The sequence below is a fragment of the Bacillus sp. SN32 genome, from assembly GCF_002837495.1.
GTDB lineage: Bacteria > Bacillota > Bacilli > Bacillales > Bacillaceae > Bacillus > Bacillus subtilis.
This window is the reverse complement of sequence record NZ_PJCT01000007.1, coordinates 75,475-92,977: the sequence shown is the minus strand read 5'-3', so window position 1 is coordinate 92,977 and position 17,503 is coordinate 75,475. Positions and strand designations below refer to the sequence as shown.

The following is a 17,503-nucleotide window of genomic DNA, read 5'->3' as shown; positions in this document are numbered from 1 at the left end:
TCCCTTTTATAAATTCTGGAACTAAAAAAACTATGTAAAGACTGGATATTAATATTATCTTGTTTTTTAATATAATTTCAAGAAAAAGTATAATCTCTCCTATTAAATAAAAACCTATAGTACATAAAACAAAACCAAGAATAATCAAACTAGTTTCTTCTAACAAAGAATTAAAATTGTTTAAGATTAAATATAGAAACATTCCAGAGTGTAGTAGGAGGGTAAACAAAAAAGAGAGACCTAGTAAAACTATACTTTTTTGAACTCTCCATGGCTTACCATTTTTAAATCTAACGAAAACCAACAAGTAGTTGAATTCCCCGAATAATTCCATAACAAAATACATATATATTGGTAAGATTAAAATAAGTAATAGAGAACTATTAAATAAAGAATGGTGTATTAAAAGATAATCATAAGAGTAATATTCTTGATTTACTTTCATAGTATTGTATAGCTGCAAAAATAAAATACCTAAAAAGACCATTAAATTCTTTTTATTATTTAGAAAATTAATAATGATTTGTTTAGTGAATCCATTCATTCATTTTTACCTCCAATTATAACTCCCATTCTTTTCTTACGCCCTTGGAGATAATTAAGGATGATGATAATACTAATAAAAAAATGAACCAAAGTATTAATCCAACCGAATCACCTATGTGTCCAGGTTTAATTTGGTCATAAAGTGAGAAACCATCCAACCTTATAATACTGAATAATATAGTAGATACAATATAAGCTCCGAATACTAGAACAATTCCTGCTATTCGATTTTTTTCTAGAGTAAAAAAGTAGACAGAATATGTTAAAACAGCTACAGCACTAGCAAAAAGACTAATTAAAAAAGCAAAAAACAAATTATAAATAATTGGGTGTTGAACTCTTAAGAAATCAAATAAATACTCGTAATGAAAATTTTGAAACCCTATATCATAAGGTGGGAGTGAATAAATATTGTCATATCCCTCAATCGGAAAGAATAGGGTACAAAGTAACTGATTTACTATAAAAGGAATAAAGAATACAAAAAATGTAGTAACGGAAATTACAACTGCCTTAGTTAACACATAAGTTTTCTTAGGGACTCTAGTTAAGATACTCTTATAAACACCAGATTTAAATTCAGTATGTATTGAATCCGAAAAAATAATACCACTTAAAATTGGTAACATAATCAAAACTGTTCCCATTATTGATACTGAATAAGTTCCCTGTATTAAACTCGATTCTGCCGAAGATCTCAGAAAAGACATTTTCTTATTATATACTGCAATGCATTCCATTAAAAACCCTATAATAGAAAGAATCATTAACAAATTAAAAATAAAATGTATTTCTCTTCTAGCTAAACAATTTTTAATCTCATATTTAAATTTCATCCCTATCTTCCTTCTTTTTCAAGTTAAATTTTCTAATAATAAAATAACATAAAGCACTTTATGAATAAAGTGCTTTAAAGAAAATTTAATAAATTACTTATCTAAAATCAGCTCGTCCAGCTACAAATGCTCTAGAACCCCACCAGTTTGCGTTTTCCATTGCTAATCTAACTTGTTTGCCTTTATTAACTGTATCATCGAATTTAATTTTAGTTGTATTGCCTTTTTTCTGGTTGTATTTAGAAGAAACAGTATCTGCACCGCTTCTTTGCGCCCAAAAATTGGCTGAAGAAGCATTTTGGAAATTTTCTACAGTATTCATAATATGTTGGTTAGAAGTTCCTTTTGTATGATATGATGTATAGTTATTTGTACTATGGGCTCCTAAAACATATCCTGTATAACTTTTGTAAGCAGCTCCAGCCCCAAGAGGCATTAATAATGTTAATCCTAAAACACCAGCTACAATTTTCTTTTTCATCTAAATTCCTCCTTTTATTTTACAATGGTTATTATTGCATATAATTCTTTTAATTTCAAGATTGCTTTTTGTATTTTCTTCAAAAAATACGAAACTATTCTCTCTTTTTCTATCCCTATGGTCAAATAGACTTCAATACGAAGGATAATATATCCTATAGTCTTTACCTAATAAAATACTACAACTTAAAATCATTTTATCGTTGATCAATAAATACACCCTGTGAGCATATATCAACTTTTGCTTTTATACTAGTTTACATTCATACTCTACATTACTTCAGTAGGTACAGCTTTTGAGGATTACCTGAATTTTTAATAAAATAAACAAACCTTAGTTTATATAAACTAAGGTTTGTTTATTTTATTATTATGTCTTTGTACTTAACAGAGTCACTTCATTGTCTGATTTTCAGCACAGCCACACACTCCACATGATTCGTATGCGGAAACATATCCACAGGCTGCACTTCGCGCGTCACGTACCCGCCATCCTCAAGCACCCGCAAATCTCTCGCAAGCGTCCCCGGATTACAGGACACATACACCACCCGCTTCGGCTTCATCTCCACAATCGTCCGCAGGAGGGCTTCGTCGCAGCCTTTTCTTGGCGGGTCGACGACTAGCGTATCTGCTGTGATGCCTTCTTCGTACCACTTTGGAATCACGGTTTCCGCTTCTCCAACAGCAAACTCTGCGTTTGTGATGCCGTTTAATTCTGCGTTTCGTTTCGCATCTTCAATTGCTTCCGGTACAATCTCTACACCGTACACTTTTTTCGCCTGCTTTGCCAGAAAGAGAGAAATTGTACCGATGCCGCAGTAGGCGTCAATGACGGTTTCTTCGCCTTTCAGTTCCGCGTACTCAAGCGCTTTGTCGTAGAGCACTTTTGTTTGCTCGGGGTTGACTTGGTAAAACGATCTGGCGGAGATGGCGAATTTGACGTCTCCAATGAGGTCGTAGATGTATTCTTCGCCCCAGATGACGTTTGTTTCGTTCCCGAAGATGACGTTTGTTTTGTTCGGGTTGATGTTTTGCACGATTGATTTAACGTGCGGGAATTGCGCTGTGATGTCTTCGATGATCTTCGCTTTGTGCGGGAAGTCGCTTGTTCTTGTGATGAAGACGATCATCATTTCGCCCGTAACAACGCCGTATCTGACCATGATGTGGCGGAGCCAGCCTTTGTGGCGTTCTTCGTTGTAGGCTTTGACACCGTAGTTTGCGCAAATGTCTTTGACAGCTTGAACGGCTTCGTCGTTTTTGGATTGCTGGATCAGGCAGGCGCTCATGTCGATGATGTCATGGCTTCTTTGCTGATAAAATCCCGCGACGAGTCCGCCTTCCCGTTCTCCTACCGGCACCTGTGCTTTGTTTCTGTAGTTCCAAGGGTCTTCCATGCCGAGTGTCGGGTGCACGGTGACGTTTGAAAGGTCCAGCTTGCCGATGCGTTCTAAGACGTCTTTGACTTGTTTCTGTTTAAACAGGAGCTGGCCTTCGTAGGTCATGTGCTGAAGCTGACAGCCTCCGCATTGCTTGTAAATTGGGCATGGGGCTTCCGTTCTATGCGGGCTTTCTTCCTTCAGCTCAATCAAGCGTCCGAAAGCAAAACCTTTTTTGACGCGTGTTACTTTGATTTGCGCTTTTTCCTCGGGCAGGGCATTCGGCACGAAGATCGGAAAGCCTTGGACCTTTGCTACGCCCGCTCCTTCATGCGTCAAATCCTCAAACGTCACGTCATAGTATTCGTTTTTTTCTACTGGGGGTTTCATTTTCATGTATGTTCACCTCTTGTTTTAAGCGAAAGAAAAACTTGGCCTATTCAAGCCAAGTTTCAGCGTGTAGGCAAACCTTCGCATTCGTTGTCAGTCCTGTGCTTCGGTGCTCACGTAAAAAGACCAGCGGCTAAAAACTAGAGCGTCCTGCTCAAACGCCGCTGTCACCGCATCCTGCGGAAGTACGCTCCAATGCTTGTCCTTCCTAGACTTCAAAGGTTTTCAATCACGCTGAAAAGATGACAAAATCCTAAAACGAAAACTGTTTTAGGATTTTGTCAACATTCTGAGCTTGGCTTACAAAGCCAAGTTTTAGTCATCCAGCTGTTCCGCTTTCTCCTTCGGCATGACGACGTGAATGTGCCGATACAGATTCACGAATTCGCCCGGCAGCATGCCGCCGTACTCGCCGTCCAGGTTCAGCTGCATCTTTTCTGATACATTGACTTTCACGCGGTTCGCTTTTGTATAAATAATGTGCTGGTCGTTGATGTGTTCGCCGCGAAGCGCCATCGTGGCGACCCTGATAAATTCAGCAAGGTTTGCTTTCTTTAGTATCATCAAATCAAACATGCCGTCATTCAGGCTGGAATCCGGCGCGAGTTTTTCGAACCCGCCGACGGAATTTGTCAGCGTGACCAAAAACAGCATGATTTCACCTTGAAACAGCTTGCCGTCATATTCAATCTCGACTTCTGTCGGACGAAGTGAAGGCAGCATTTCCATTCCTTTTAAATAATAAGCAAGCTGGCCGAGCATTGTTTTGAGTTTGCTTGGCACGTCGTACGTCAACTCGGTCAGACGGCCTCCTCCGGCGATATTAATAAAATACTGGCCGTTGACCTGTCCGATATCAATCGGGCGGGCGACGCCGTTAATGACCGTATCTGCTGCTTTTAAAATATCCTCTCGCGGAATGCCGAGCGCTCTGGCGAAGTCGTTCGTTGTGCCGACTGGAATCACACCAAGTGTCGGACGATTGTCTAAAGGCGCAAGCCCGTTGACGACCTCGTTGATCGTTCCGTCTCCGCCTGCCGCAATGATCAGGTCAAACTCACGCAATGCCGCTTCCTTGGCAGCGTGTGTAGCGTCTCCTGCGCATGTCGTCGCATGGGTGGAGGTTTCATAGCCGGCTTGTTCAAATTTTTGCAGGACCTGGGCAAGATGCTTTTTAAAGATCTCCCGTCCTGAAGTCGGATTGTATATTATGCGTGCACGTTTCATTATCTCATCATCCTACTTAAGAGTATCCGATCCATTTTTACACTAACAACCTTTAATTATACTATGAGTTAAAAAAATCGCAACAAAATGTACATAATCTTACAGGTGAAAACGCACAAAAGCCTCAGCAGAGCTGAGGCTTTTAGTTTTTTTACTCTTCTTCCGTTCCCGGTTTTTTCTTGCGGAACTTCGCCAATACTTCATATACGATTGGCACGATCAGGAGTGTCAGAAGTGTTGAACTGATTAAACCGCCGATAACCGTGACGCCGAGTCCTTTTGAAATGACTTGGCTTCCGCCTTCGAAGCCGAGTGCTAATGGAATCAAGGCGCCGATTGTCGCAATGGCTGTCATCAGGATCGGACGGAGTCGTGTAGAGCCGGCTTCCAGGAGCGCTTCTCTCGTAGACAGGCCTTCCGCTTCCTTATGAATCACGCGGTCAATTAAGACAATGGCATTCGTGACAACGATACCGATAAGCATGAGCATACCGATCATTGCGTTCAGACTGATCGTTTCACCTGATACGTAAAGTCCGACCAGGGCACCGATGACTGTGAACGGCAATGAGAACAGAATCGCAAATGGCGCTAGCGCTCCGCCGAAGGTAATCACGAGCACAAGGTAAACGATCGCTATTGCTGCCAGCATCGCTAAACCGAGCTTCGTGAAGGAATCAGCGATATCCGCTGATACGCCGCCTGTATCAATCGATACGTTATCAGGATGGTCAAGCTTATCAATTTTCTTCTGGATAGCAGCTGATACGGCTGTGACATTGTCAGATGTAACCTCACCTGTGACATCCGCATAGACTTTTCCGTCACGTTTTGACACGGTATCTGATGTTGATCCTTCTTTCACTTTTGCCACATCGCCGATTTTGACTTCCTGGCCAGTCGCGGAAGTGATCTTTTTATTCTCTAAATCTTTCACACTCTTATACTCGTCTTTTTCTGTCTTAATGTTCACATCAAGCTCTTTGCCGTCTTTTTTCACTGTGGTGAGCGGTTCTTGCGATGTTTGTGACATTAAGGCCTGAGAAATTTGAGACGCAGTTAAACCGAGTTTGCTTAGTTTTTCTTGGTCAGCGACAAATGTGTACTCATCATATGTGCTGGAAAGGCCTGAATTTACGTTTTTCAGATCCTTTTCATCTTTCATGATTTTTTCAATGTCTTTGACCGTGTCTTTAATATCGTTTTCAGAATCGCCATACACATAGTATGTTAATTCGTTGTTATTGCCTGAAGAGCTGAAGTCCTGTGACTTCCATTCTCCGCGGTCAGATTGCTTTTGGATTTCCTTCAGAACGTTATCTTTTTCTTTATCAAAGTCAGGCGTGTCGCTTTCATATTTGATATAGAATAACGCACCGTTAGAATCTCCTCCGGCAAGCGGGCTGCCAGAGCCTAATGAATACTGAACCGTATCGACATGCTTGCGGTCAAGCAGGATTTTTTCCGCTTTTTCAGCTTCATTTTCGGCTTCTTTTTTCGTTTCACCCGGTTCTGGGCTGTATGTGAGCTGCATCGTTTTTTCTTCCTCGGACGGCAGGTAGCTGGCACCGATTAACGGTACGAGGAACAAGCTTCCAAGGAGCATCAGAACAGCGATGATAGACGTGATCCATTTGTGGCTCAGCGCCCAGTTCAATACTTTTTTATAGATGTTTGCAAGTCTGCCAGGTTTGTGTTCTTTCGCTTTAACCGGCGCACCGGTTAATGATTTTTTGAACAGGCTGTGTGCGAGCATCGGCACAAGCGTGATTGAAATCACCAGGGATGCGGCAAGCGCAAAAACAATCGTTAAGGCAAACGGAATAAACAACTCACCGATTTGTCCGCCTACAAGTGCGAGCGGCAGGAATACCGCAATTGTCACAATCGTTGATGACATGATCGGTTTAAACATTTCCTTCGTCGCTTCACGAACCAAGGCTTTTCCGCGGAGCGGCTCGTCTTTGAGTCTCATTCGGCGATAAATGTTCTCGATCACAACGATGGAGTCATCGACTACACGTCCGATGGCAACGGTCATTGCGCCGAGCGTCATAATATTCAATGTGATATCAAGCTGCTGCAGCACAAGGAGTGCGATCAGCAATGATAATGGAATTGAAATTACCGAAATTAATGTTGATTTGATATCTCTTAAGAATAAGAGAATAATCACAATCGCAAAAATAGCACCGAAAATGGCTTTGCTTAACATCGTGTCAACTGACTGTGTGATCGGCTCCGCCATGTCGAGAGTTGCGCTGTAATTGAAGCCTTTATGGTCTTCTTTGAACTTTTTCAGCTCAGCTTTGACATCGTCGGCAACCTCTACCGTATTCGCATCGTTTGCTTTGACGATGTTGATGCCGATGCTGTCTTTGCCATTTGTGCGTGAAACGGATTCAGCTTTTTTCACATCTTTAATTGTGGCAATGTCAGAAAGCTTGACCGTCGGCACTGCTGTGCTTGCGCTTTGCTGCGCCTGTGCTGCCGCTTGTGCGCTTTGGGCTGCCTGTGCACTCTGCGCCGCCGCTTGAGATGCTGCGCTGCTTCCTGCACTTGAAGCAGATGCCGTCGGGATTCTCATATTCTTCAAATCTTTAATTGTTTCAATATCGCCGCTAACGACGACAGATTTTTCTTCATTTCCGAATGTGTACAATCCAAGCGGAGTTGTCACATCTGAACCTTGAATCACTTGCTTGACTGTATCTTCATCAAGGCCGTATTCCTTCAGTTTGTCTTCTTTGAAAGAGAATTCAACCTCTTCCACCTGCTGGCCTGATACTTGGACGGACGCAACGCCTTCTAAGCCTTCAAGCTTAGAAACGAGGCTGTCCTCCACTTGTTTCGTTAGCTCTTGCAGGTTATCTTTATCACTGGACACACTCAGCGTCAGAATCGGGAATGAATTCAAGCTGTAGCGTGAAATCTCCGGATCCTTCGCGTCATCAGGCAGGTTGACGTTTTCTAACGCTTCAGCTGCTTCTGTTTTCGCTTTGTCCATATCTTTCTCATAATCATATTCAATCATGACCGACGATGCGTTTTCATAGGACGTCGAAGTCACAACACTGACACCGTCCAAGTTCTGCACGGCTTGTTCAACCGGTTTGGTCACTTCATCAGCCACTTGGCTTGGTGTCGCACCCGGATATGTCGTGCTGATCGTCAAGTAAGGCATGTTCACGTCAGGAATAGACTCTTGCTTCATATTCATACCCGCATACAAGCCGGCTGCCGTTACAATAATCGTCATCAGCCATACGGCGAATTTGTTTTTCAGAACGAAATTAATAACGTGATTCATCATATCCTCCATTACATTTTTTATTGACTGACTGGTCATTCTATATAATACTAAACGTTATAACGCAACAACGTCAACTCATATACCAGAAAATTTTACTAAATTTTTCAAGGATTAAGGGGAAGCACGTCATGAATGAAAAAAAAGAGAGAATTATAAAAACCAGCATTCGTTTATTTGCGAAAAAAGGATTCGCAGCTACGACGATCCAAGAAATCGCCAGTGAATGCGGCATTTCGAAGGGCGCTTTTTATTTGCACTTCAAATCGAAAGAAGCGCTGCTGTTATCTGCCTGTGAATATTATATCGGTATGTCTATGAACAAAATGAAAAATATAGAAGAAGATCTTGCTGGAAAGCCGCCTAAAGAAGTTTTGAAAAAACAAATTGGCGCTCAATTTGAGGATTTTCGTGATCATAAAGATTTTATCGTACTTTTGCTTACCGAAAATATCATTCCGGAAAATCAAGAAATCAAGCAATATTTTTACAAAGTAACCATGGAGACGGATAAGCTGTACCGGAACGCCTTGCTGTCGTCTTATGGAAAAGGAATCGAGCAGTACATCGCAGATCTGTCCATCATGGCAAGAGGCATCGTGCATTCCTATATGAATGTGATGGTATTTAATAGTGAGCTTAATATCGGTGCAGAAGAAATCTCAGCCTTTATCATCGAGAGACTGGATGATCTTGTACAGGGACTGAGCCGTTCTGCACTCAATCCGATTGTGTCAAAAGACATTTTCAACCCGATGCCTGCGGAGAAAGACCAGTTGCTTGAGGACATTCAGAAAGTGAAAGAAAACAGCACGCTGCCCGAGGATATCACCGTGTCACTTGATGTTATCGAGGAAGAATTGACTCAGGATAAACCGCGCAAACCGATTATTAAAGGCATGCTGTCCAATTTGACCGGAACCAACGACAAAGAAGTTGAAAGGCTTCGTGCTCTCATCTCTGTCTTTATCTCAATTTGACCATAAAAAAAGCAGCCTCTAAGGGCTGCTTTTTTATTAGCGTTTTTTAATTTCTTCAAGCAGAATTTTGTTGACCATCGGCGGGTTGGCTTGTCCTTTGGACGCTTTCATAATCTGTCCGACTAGGAAGCCGATCGCGCGGTCTTTTCCGTTTTTAAAGTCTTCGATTGATTGAGGATTGTTGTCAAGCGCCTCAGTGACAAGCTTCAGAAGCACGCCTTCGTCAGAAATCTGAACAAGGCCTTTCTCTTTCACAATCTTCTCAGCGTCGCCGCCTTTTTCAATCAATTCTTTAAACACTTTCTTCGCGATCTTAGAAGAAATGGTTCCTTTTTCAATCAATTTGATCATGCCGGCAAGGCCTTCAGGTGTGAGGGCAACGTCGGCAAGCTCTTTTTGCTCTGCGTTTAGGTAAGCTGACACTTCACCCATCAGCCAGTTAGACGCTTGTTTAGCTTCAGCGCCTTTTTGAACGGTTTCTTCGAAGAAATCAGCCATTTCTTTTGTCAGCGTCAGAACCATCGCGTCATATGCAGGCAAGCCAAGCTCTTCGATATAACGCTTGCGGCGCTCATCCGGAAGCTCAGGAATGCTTGCTTTTACGCGTTCCTTCCATTCATCATCAATGTAGAGCTCGACTAGATCCGGCTCTGGGAAGTAACGGTAGTCGTCAGATCCCTCTTTGACACGCATAAGAATGGTTTTCTTCGTTGCTTCATCATAACGGCGAGTTTCTTGCTGGATGACGCCGCCGGAAAGAAGAACCTGCTCCTGGCGTTTTTCTTCATGCTCAAGGCCTTTTTGAACAAACGCAAAGGAGTTCAAGTTTTTCAATTCCGTTTTTGTGCCGAATTCCTCTTGGCCGATCGGACGAAGAGAGATATTGGCGTCACAGCGAAGTGAGCCTTCTTCCATTTTACAGTCAGAAACGCCTGTATATTGGATGATGGATTTCAGCTTTTCAAGATACGCGTACGCTTCTTCCGGCGTGCGGATGTCCGGCTCTGATACGATCTCAACAAGCGGCGTTCCTTGACGGTTGAAGTCAACAAGAGAATAGCCGTCGCCCGTATGCGTCAGCTTTCCAGCATCCTCTTCAAGGTGAAGGCGCGTGATGCCGATGCGTTTTGTTTTGCCGCCGACTTCAATTTCGATCCAGCCGTTTTCACCGATTGGCTTATCAAATTGAGAAATCTGATACGCTTTCGGGTTGTCAGGATAGAAATAGTTTTTGCGGTCAAACTTCGTATCCGTTGCGATCTCACAGTTGAGCGCCATAGCGGCTTTCATTGCGAATTCAACGGCTTCTTTGTTCAGAACAGGCAGGACGCCCGGATATCCGAGGTCAATGACGCTTGTCTGCGTATTCGCCTCCGCGCCGAATGGCGTTGGAGAGCTTGAGAAAATTTTTGATTTTGTTTTTAACTCAACGTGGACTTCAAGTCCGATTACCGTTTCAAAGTTCAATTCTTTTCACCCCTTACAGTTCAGGTTTTGCTTTATGATGGTCTGTCGCTTGTTCAAATGCATGAGCAACGCGGTATACAGTGCTTTCATCAAAGTGTTTTCCTATGATTTGCAGGCCGAGCGGAAGTCCGTCTGCTAATCCGCATGGCACGCTGATTCCCGGTACGCCGGCAAGGTTGACCGGAATCGTTAAGATATCGTTTGCGTACATTGTGAGCGGATCCTTCGTGTTTTCACCGATTTTAAACGCAGGTGTCGGTGTAGTCGGTCCAACAATAACATCATATTTTTCAAATACGTCCTCGAAATCCTTCTTAATCAACGTACGCACTTTTTGCGCTTTTTTGTAGTACGCATCGTAGTAGCCTGAGCTTAAAGCAAACGTTCCGAGCATGATGCGGCGTTTGACTTCATTTCCAAAACCTTCAGCGCGTGTTTGCTTGTAAAGGTCGATCAGGTTATCCGCGTTGTCTGTGCGGTAGCCGTAGCGGATGCCGTCAAAGCGTGCAAGGTTCGCTGACGCTTCAGAAGATGACAGCAGGTAATATGTCGCAAGCGCGTATTTACTGTGCGGAAGAGACACTTCTTCCCATGTAGCGCCGAGACCTTCAAGGACTTTCAGCGCTGCCAAGACAGATTCTCTCGCTTCTTTGCCGACACCTTCACCAAGGTATTCTTTCGGAACGGCGATTTTCAGTCCTTTGATGTCGCCAGTTAATGAAGAAAGAAAATCAGGCACGTCCACATTTGCACTCGTGGAGTCCATTTTATCTACGCCAGAAATCGCTTGAAGTAAAAACGCGTTATCCTCAACCGTACGTGTAATCGGCCCGATTTGGTCTAATGAAGACGCAAATGCGACCAGTCCGTAACGAGATACACGTCCGTATGTAGGTTTTAATCCGACAACGCCACAGAAAGAAGCCGGCTGACGGATGGAGCCGCCTGTGTCAGATCCAAGAGAAAACGGAACTTCTCCCGCAGCAACCGCAGCCGCAGATCCGCCGCTTGAACCGCCGGGAACTGTATCCAGGTTCCAAGGGTTTTTCGTCAGCTTGTAAGCTGAGTTTTCTGTAGATGACCCCATGGCGAATTCGTCCATGTTCAGTTTTCCGATTGTGACCGCTTCAGCGTCTTGAAGGCGCTGAACGACAGTAGCATCGTAAATCGGATCAAAGTTTTCGAGAATTTTGCTGGAGCATGTTGTGCGCAGCCCTTTTGTTACGATATTATCTTTTACGCCGATCGGCATACCGAAAAGAAGACCGTGCTCAGAACGGCCGTCAACCGCCTCATCAAGCTCCTTCGCGTATGCGCGCGCTCTTTCTTCATCTAATGCCAAAAAGGCTTGTACCTTATCATCAACCGCTTGGATGCGTTTATAAGATTCGTCAACCAGATCAGAAATCTTAATCTCTTTTTTATGTATGAGCTGTTTTAATTCTGTGATTTTATGATCAAATAATGACATTCTTGTGTCCCTCCTTTAGTCCAGAATTGATGGCACACGAATATAGCCGTCTTTATGGTCAGGCGCATTTTTCATGACATCCTCAACCGGAAGACCTTTACCCGCTTCATCTTCTCTCATGACATTTTTCATTTTCAGCACGTGAGTTGTAGGCTCCACATTGTCTGTGTTAACCTCATTAAGCTCCTCGGCAAATGAAATGATACTGTCGAGCTGTTCAGTGAACATTTTTGCTTCTTCTTCAGTAATCGCAAGTCTTGCAAGGTGCGCAACGTGCTTTACTTCTTCTATTGAAATTCGTGACATATGATCCACCTCCACATATTTCTCCGTTAAGTCATATAATACTGATCATATCAAAAACAAGCCCTTTAAAGCAACAAAACGCCTTAAGACAGGCCTGTGTTTTCGAAACAATACCCTATATATTTTATACTAAAATGAGGCGAAGGAGAAACGAAATATTTTTCTGAATATTTTTACTTTAATTATTTTTTGAAAGCGTTTTATTCTTTATTCCCTTCTAGGTTTGCAACGGTATTTCCAGCTTATGATCAATGTTTCATCGCTTGAATGGCCGGGAATACTTTGTTAGGTTAAGTTACCAAGTGCACCCGCAAAAGAATTTCTTTTGATTTGCACTTACGCCAGGCTGCTTAACTGGCACCATCAATTTGAGAGGTGATGCAACATTATTAGAAATGAAGAGAGGGTAAAACGTGAGTATTGAAATTATTATATCTTTAGGAATTTACTTTATTGCCATGCTGTTAATCGGCTGGTATGCATTCAAGAAAACCACTGACATCAATGATTACATGCTTGGAGGAAGAGGCCTCGGACCATTCGTTACTGCTTTGTCTGCCGGCGCGGCCGATATGAGCGGATGGATGCTGATGGGTGTTCCCGGCGCAATGTTTGCGACAGGGCTGTCCACCTTATGGCTTGCTTTAGGTCTTACAATCGGGGCGTACTCAAATTACTTGCTGCTGGCTCCAAGGCTGCGTGCTTATACGGAAGCGGCGGATGATGCGATTACGATTCCTGATTTCTTTGATAAACGATTCCAGCATTCTTCATCACTGCTGAAAATCGTATCTGCATTGATCATCATGATCTTTTTCACATTGTATACCTCTTCCGGTATGGTATCTGGCGGACGGCTGTTTGAATCTGCTTTTGGTGCGGATTACAAATTAGGCTTGTTTCTGACCACCGCAGTTGTCGTATTATACACACTGTTTGGCGGTTTCCTTGCTGTCAGTCTGACTGACTTCGTGCAGGGTGCGATCATGTTTGCAGCACTAGTGCTTGTGCCGATCGTTGCTTTTACCCATGTGGGCGGCGTTGCTCCGACTCTCCATGAAATCGGCGCTGTTAACCCACACTTATTGGATATCTTTAAAGGCGCGAGCGTCATTAGCATTATTTCCTATTTAGCCTGGGGGTTGGGCTACTACGGCCAGCCTCATATCATCGTCCGATTTATGGCGATTAAAAACATTAAAGATTTGAAGCCTGCACGCCGAATCGGCATGAGCTGGATGATCATTACAGTTCTAGGTTCCGTGCTGACGGGTTTAATCGGTGTTGCATACGCCCATAAATTCGGAGTTGCTGTAAAAGATCCGGAGATGATTTTCATTATCTTCTCTAAAATCTTGTTCCACCCATTAATTACAGGGTTCTTATTGTCAGCTATTTTGGCTGCCATCATGAGTTCGATTTCCTCACAGCTCTTGGTCACAGCAAGTGCTGTAACAGAGGATTTATACCGGTCATTTTTCAGACGAAAAGCTTCTGATAAAGAATTGGTCATGATCGGGCGATTGTCCGTCTTAGTCATTGCCGTTATCGCGGTACTCTTGTCATTGAACCCGAACAGCACCATTCTTGATTTGGTCGGATACGCTTGGGCCGGCTTCGGTTCAGCTTTCGGACCTGCGATTCTGCTCAGTCTGTATTGGAAGCGAATGAACGAATGGGGCGCGCTTGCTGCCATGATTGTCGGGGCTGCGACCGTGTTGATCTGGATTACAACCGGCCTGGCAAAATCAACCGGTGTGTACGAAATCATCCCTGGGTTTATTCTCAGTATGATTGCCGGCATCATTGTCAGCATGATCACAAAACGTCCTGCAAAAGCCTCTTACCGATTATTCGGTGTCATGGAAAAGCTGTTAAAACGCAAAAAGTAAGCAATAAGCCATCAAGCGCAGCTTGGTGGCTTTTGTGCCCTTGTTTTGCTATAAATACTGTGAGAAAATCATATTTATTTAAAAACACCATAGAGAAGGGGGAAGTTTGCTGTTGAGCTGGTATATTGATCCTGATATTTTATTGAAATTGGGCATTGCCACATTGATTGGCATGGTCATCGGGCTTGAACGCGAATTAAAAAATAAGCCGCTCGGATTAAAAACCTGTATTGTCATCGCAGTCAGCTCATGCATGCTGACGATCGTCAGTATTAATGCGGCATATCATTTCCCTAAATACTACCGCATCATGATGGATCCGCTTCGTCTGCCGGCACAAATCATCTCCGGCGTCGGGTTTATCGGAGCCGGTGTCATCCTGCGAAAAAGCAATGATGTCATTTCCGGCCTGACGACATCGGCCATGATCTGGGGGGCAGCGGGGCTCGGGCTGGCTACGGGAGCCGGTTTTTATAAAGAAGCGTTTGCCAGTCTTCTGTTCATCCTGATCAGCGTGGAATTTCTCCCATGGGTGGTCAGAAAAATCGGCCCCGACCGCCTGCAGGAAAAAGACATCCGCATCAGAATGTCACTTTCTGATAAAGACAAAATGACAGAGATTTTAAAAGAAATGAAAAGAAGAGATATCAAAGCACACTCCGTTCGGATCGACGACCTAGGCGAAAAGGATTTTCCAATTATGGAAGTGAAGGTCCGCGTCCATAAAAACAGATACACGACCGACGTCTACTATGACATTAAAGCCATTGAAGGCGTAGTCGGCGTGAAGTGTGATACATTATAAAAGCCAATGGGACTGGAATCCCATTGGCTTTTTCTATCTACACCAGTGCTGAAAAATCAAATGCTGTAATCGGCGTGCCATTCTCTATATCGTTTCTGAAACCGGCCAGCATTTCTTTTTCCTCTTCTCCTATTGTGTTAAGGTCAAACATCTGGTGCAGCAATCCGTAAATCAGCATATGGCGAAGGCGGAGGAAATCAGGTATTATCATCAGCCATGCAGGGTCAAGCTCATTTTCCTCCCAGTACCCTTTCATAAAATGCGTCATAAATTCTTCTGTAAACGCAGCTTTATCATCATATGGCACAACAGGATACCACAGGACATTGTAGAGAAGAATGCTAATATCGTTAACAAACCAGTTGTAGCCGATATCATCAAAATCAAATGCCGTGATTTTGCCATGATCCCAGTTAAAATTGCCATGGTGCAGGTCCGCATGCACCAAGCCGTAGCTGTCCTGGCTTTTCGGGAGCCTCCGCAGTTCATTCATCAAAGAATCGGCTTGCTGAAACACCTTTATCTGATCTTCAGGCACATATTTTCTCAGCTTTAATTGCTCCTCTTCATCCCATTCCTGTCTTTTGAAAGCGGGATTGCTCAATTTGTAGCTTTTTGTCAGGCTGTGCATGCTGCCTGTGTATCTGCCAAGCTCATAAAATAGCGTTTCATTCCAGTCCGATTCATCCACTTTTTGCCCTGGCGCTTTCTCATACACTCTCAATAAAAATGACCCGCCGTTTCCGTCCGGCACTGCTTCTACGTCTTTTCCGTTCAGCGACGGGAGCGGTTTGGCTACTGAAATTCCCCCTATTGCAAGGTGACGGAGCCATTCCATCTCTCCCATTATATAATCAGAAGATCTCCGAATCGTATGGGTAATCTTTAAAATATAAGGTTGATTGTCTTTCATGCATTCATATACATAGTTTTCCGCATCAGCCAGAAAACGCACCTGATCTTTTGAGAAACCGTATTTCGCTGCAGCTTCTGCCAAAACCTGCTCTTCATGAAATATTTTTTTGATATCTTTATGCACGTCTAACATCCTTTCACTGCTATAGATTTGATAATGATTGTTTTCACACGATTTCCAGCATCAACATACCTCCCCTTGATTTGTGTTTCGGCAGAAGCGGAAATATTTTCCCTTTTCCTGTTAATTGTAACATAAAAACCCTTGTGCCAATATGGCACAAGGGTTTTCTATCAGTCATAAATGTGAACAGTCGGCTCTTTATCTCCGGCATTGCGGATAATGACCGCTTCCTGTCCGTCTGAGGACGTGATATTGACTTCGACATCAACTGAGCTCTTAGAGTAGTAGTCCATCACTTCACCCGTTAAGAACTGGGTAAACGCGACAACTTCACTTTTTCCGTAGAATTGCATTGGTATGTCAATCTTCATTTTCTTCATTTCATCATTATCATACAGCGCTGTACCGACAACGCCTGTATAGTTCGGGAAATATTCTTCAATTGAATTTTTAAACCGCTTAAAGACCTCGGTGTCATCCGGGTATTTTTCTGCTGTGGTTGTATCCGCCGGATAGAATACATATTTTTCATTGATGTCATCCCAATTTGAGATATCAGTAGAGCCTGCTTTGACCTCTGTTTTGGCGATGAAGTTCCCCGGCACAATCGATGTTTTTGACGCCTGCTTGTAGAGCGCGACGGTAATCGGCACATTCTTCAAGTTATCTTTTTTACGAAGGCGGTTAATAACCTCCTGTGCGATTTTTTCTCCCTGCTGACGAAGCGTGCTGTCCTTAATCTCCACTTCTTTTTGCGGGTCGCCAGTTTTTTCACGATAGTAATACACGGAGTTTAACGCCAGTCCGATCATGACGCCGCCAAGCTGGATAGAATTCTTATCTTTTCTGACTAAATAATCGTGCTCAAGCATGGATGCTAAATAAATCGGGCTGCTTTCGTTCTTTTCTTCTGTTGAACCAGAGCTCGGGAGCGCTGGATTCAAGCCTTCATTTTTGAAGTTTTTATCTTCTTTTTCGGCTTTTTTCAAATCAGAGCCCGTTTTTTTCCGTGCCAGCCAGCTTAATACTGTATCCTCATCTAAATATTGTCCTTCTTGGAACAGATAATCGTCAGTCGAGAAAGAATCTTGGGCAAGACGCATCAGCCCTGTTTCAAACTCGTCAATGTCCAGCCTTGTGTTCAGCTGTTCCGTTGTTAAGCCGCGCGCTTTGCCTGCCTTAAACGGCAGCACCATTTTGTAATAGGAGTCAGAGATATTATATTTCGGGACAATCGCTTTTTCTGACGATTTCGCCGTCTTTTGCGTAATCTCTTCCTCCTTCTCCCCCCCGAAACCTGACGAGCAGGCAGACAGCATTAATACTGCTGCCGTTGCCGCCAATGCCAACGTCTTTTTCAATAGAAAACACT

The 17,503-nt window shown here is 43.3% G+C and carries 13 protein-coding genes and 1 pseudogene; 3 read left to right on the top strand and 11 right to left on the bottom strand.

The annotated features are described in order from the left end of the window. The 6 genes from CW370_RS21635 to srfP form a co-directional block, all read right to left on the bottom strand. On the bottom strand, positions 1-544 hold a 544-nt coding region (locus CW370_RS21635; RefSeq protein ID WP_234398245.1), incomplete at its 3' end, for a hypothetical protein. Between the two features lie 16 nt (positions 545-560). Beyond that, a complete protein-coding gene (locus CW370_RS19620) occupies positions 561-1,382 on the bottom strand; it encodes a hypothetical protein (protein WP_024572636.1) in 822 nt (273 codons plus the stop codon). A 97-nt stretch (positions 1,383-1,479) separates the two neighbouring features. Then, on the bottom strand, positions 1,480-1,863 hold the full coding sequence (locus CW370_RS19615) for a hypothetical protein (RefSeq protein ID WP_024572635.1): 384 nt from the start codon (positions 1,861-1,863) through the stop codon (positions 1,480-1,482). Between the two features lie 397 nt (positions 1,864-2,260). Beyond that, on the bottom strand, positions 2,261-3,640 hold the full coding sequence (gene rlmD / locus CW370_RS19610) for a 23S rRNA (uracil(1939)-C(5))-methyltransferase RlmD (RefSeq protein ID WP_029946479.1): 1,380 nt from the start codon (positions 3,638-3,640) through the stop codon (positions 2,261-2,263). A 309-nt stretch (positions 3,641-3,949) separates the two neighbouring features. Next, on the bottom strand, positions 3,950-4,861 hold the full coding sequence (locus CW370_RS19605; RefSeq protein ID WP_003233894.1) for a diacylglycerol kinase: 912 nt from the start codon (positions 4,859-4,861) through the stop codon (positions 3,950-3,952). 151 nt (positions 4,862-5,012) lie between these two features. Then, positions 5,013-8,171 (bottom strand): surfactin resistance protein SrfP, encoded by a 3,159-nt coding sequence (gene srfP, locus CW370_RS19600; RefSeq protein WP_024572745.1) that lies wholly within the window; start codon positions 8,169-8,171, stop codon positions 5,013-5,015. Between the two features lie 131 nt (positions 8,172-8,302). On the opposite strand from srfP, the pseudogene CW370_RS19595 reads away from it, so the two are divergent. After that, a pseudogene (locus CW370_RS19595) lies at positions 8,303-9,173 on the top strand (TetR/AcrR family transcriptional regulator). Between the two features lie 14 nt (positions 9,174-9,187). Here CW370_RS19595 and gatB read toward each other — a convergent pair. From gatB to gatC, 3 genes are read right to left on the bottom strand one after another with little or no spacing between them, the layout of a single operon-like run. Continuing rightward, positions 9,188-10,618 (bottom strand): Asp-tRNA(Asn)/Glu-tRNA(Gln) amidotransferase subunit GatB, encoded by a 1,431-nt coding sequence (gene gatB, locus CW370_RS19590; protein ID WP_003219444.1) that lies wholly within the window; start codon positions 10,616-10,618, stop codon positions 9,188-9,190. A gap of 13 nt (positions 10,619-10,631) precedes the next feature. Next, positions 10,632-12,089: an Asp-tRNA(Asn)/Glu-tRNA(Gln) amidotransferase subunit GatA gene (gene gatA / locus CW370_RS19585; RefSeq protein WP_003242878.1), complete on the bottom strand. Its 1,458-nt coding sequence runs from the start codon at positions 12,087-12,089 to the stop codon at positions 10,632-10,634. 15 nt (positions 12,090-12,104) lie between these two features. Beyond that, a complete protein-coding gene (gene gatC, locus CW370_RS19580; protein WP_003219442.1) occupies positions 12,105-12,395 on the bottom strand; it encodes an Asp-tRNA(Asn)/Glu-tRNA(Gln) amidotransferase subunit GatC in 291 nt (96 codons plus the stop codon). Positions 12,396-12,808: 413 nt separating this feature from the next. Between gatC and opuE the strand changes: the two genes are divergently transcribed. Together opuE and CW370_RS19570 are read left to right on the top strand one after the other, a co-directional pair. Continuing rightward, positions 12,809-14,287, top strand: a complete 1,479-nt coding sequence (gene opuE / locus CW370_RS19575) for a proline transporter OpuE (RefSeq protein ID WP_003233905.1) — start codon at positions 12,809-12,811, stop codon at positions 14,285-14,287. Between the two features lie 106 nt (positions 14,288-14,393). Beyond that, positions 14,394-15,092: an MgtC/SapB family protein gene (locus CW370_RS19570; RefSeq protein ID WP_010886431.1), complete on the top strand. Its 699-nt coding sequence runs from the start codon at positions 14,394-14,396 to the stop codon at positions 15,090-15,092. Positions 15,093-15,129: 37 nt separating this feature from the next. Here CW370_RS19570 and CW370_RS19565 read toward each other — a convergent pair whose 3' ends face one another. Beyond that, positions 15,130-16,140 carry a phosphotransferase enzyme family protein gene (locus CW370_RS19565; protein ID WP_101169925.1) on the bottom strand — a complete coding sequence of 337 codons (1,011 nt, stop codon included), beginning with the start codon at positions 16,138-16,140 and terminating at the stop codon, positions 15,130-15,132. 161 nt (positions 16,141-16,301) lie between these two features. Further along, complete coding sequence (locus CW370_RS19560; RefSeq protein ID WP_076458660.1) at positions 16,302-17,492, bottom strand: CamS family sex pheromone protein; 1,191 nt, start codon at positions 17,490-17,492, stop codon at positions 16,302-16,304. Positions 17,493-17,503: the final 11 nt, after the last annotated feature.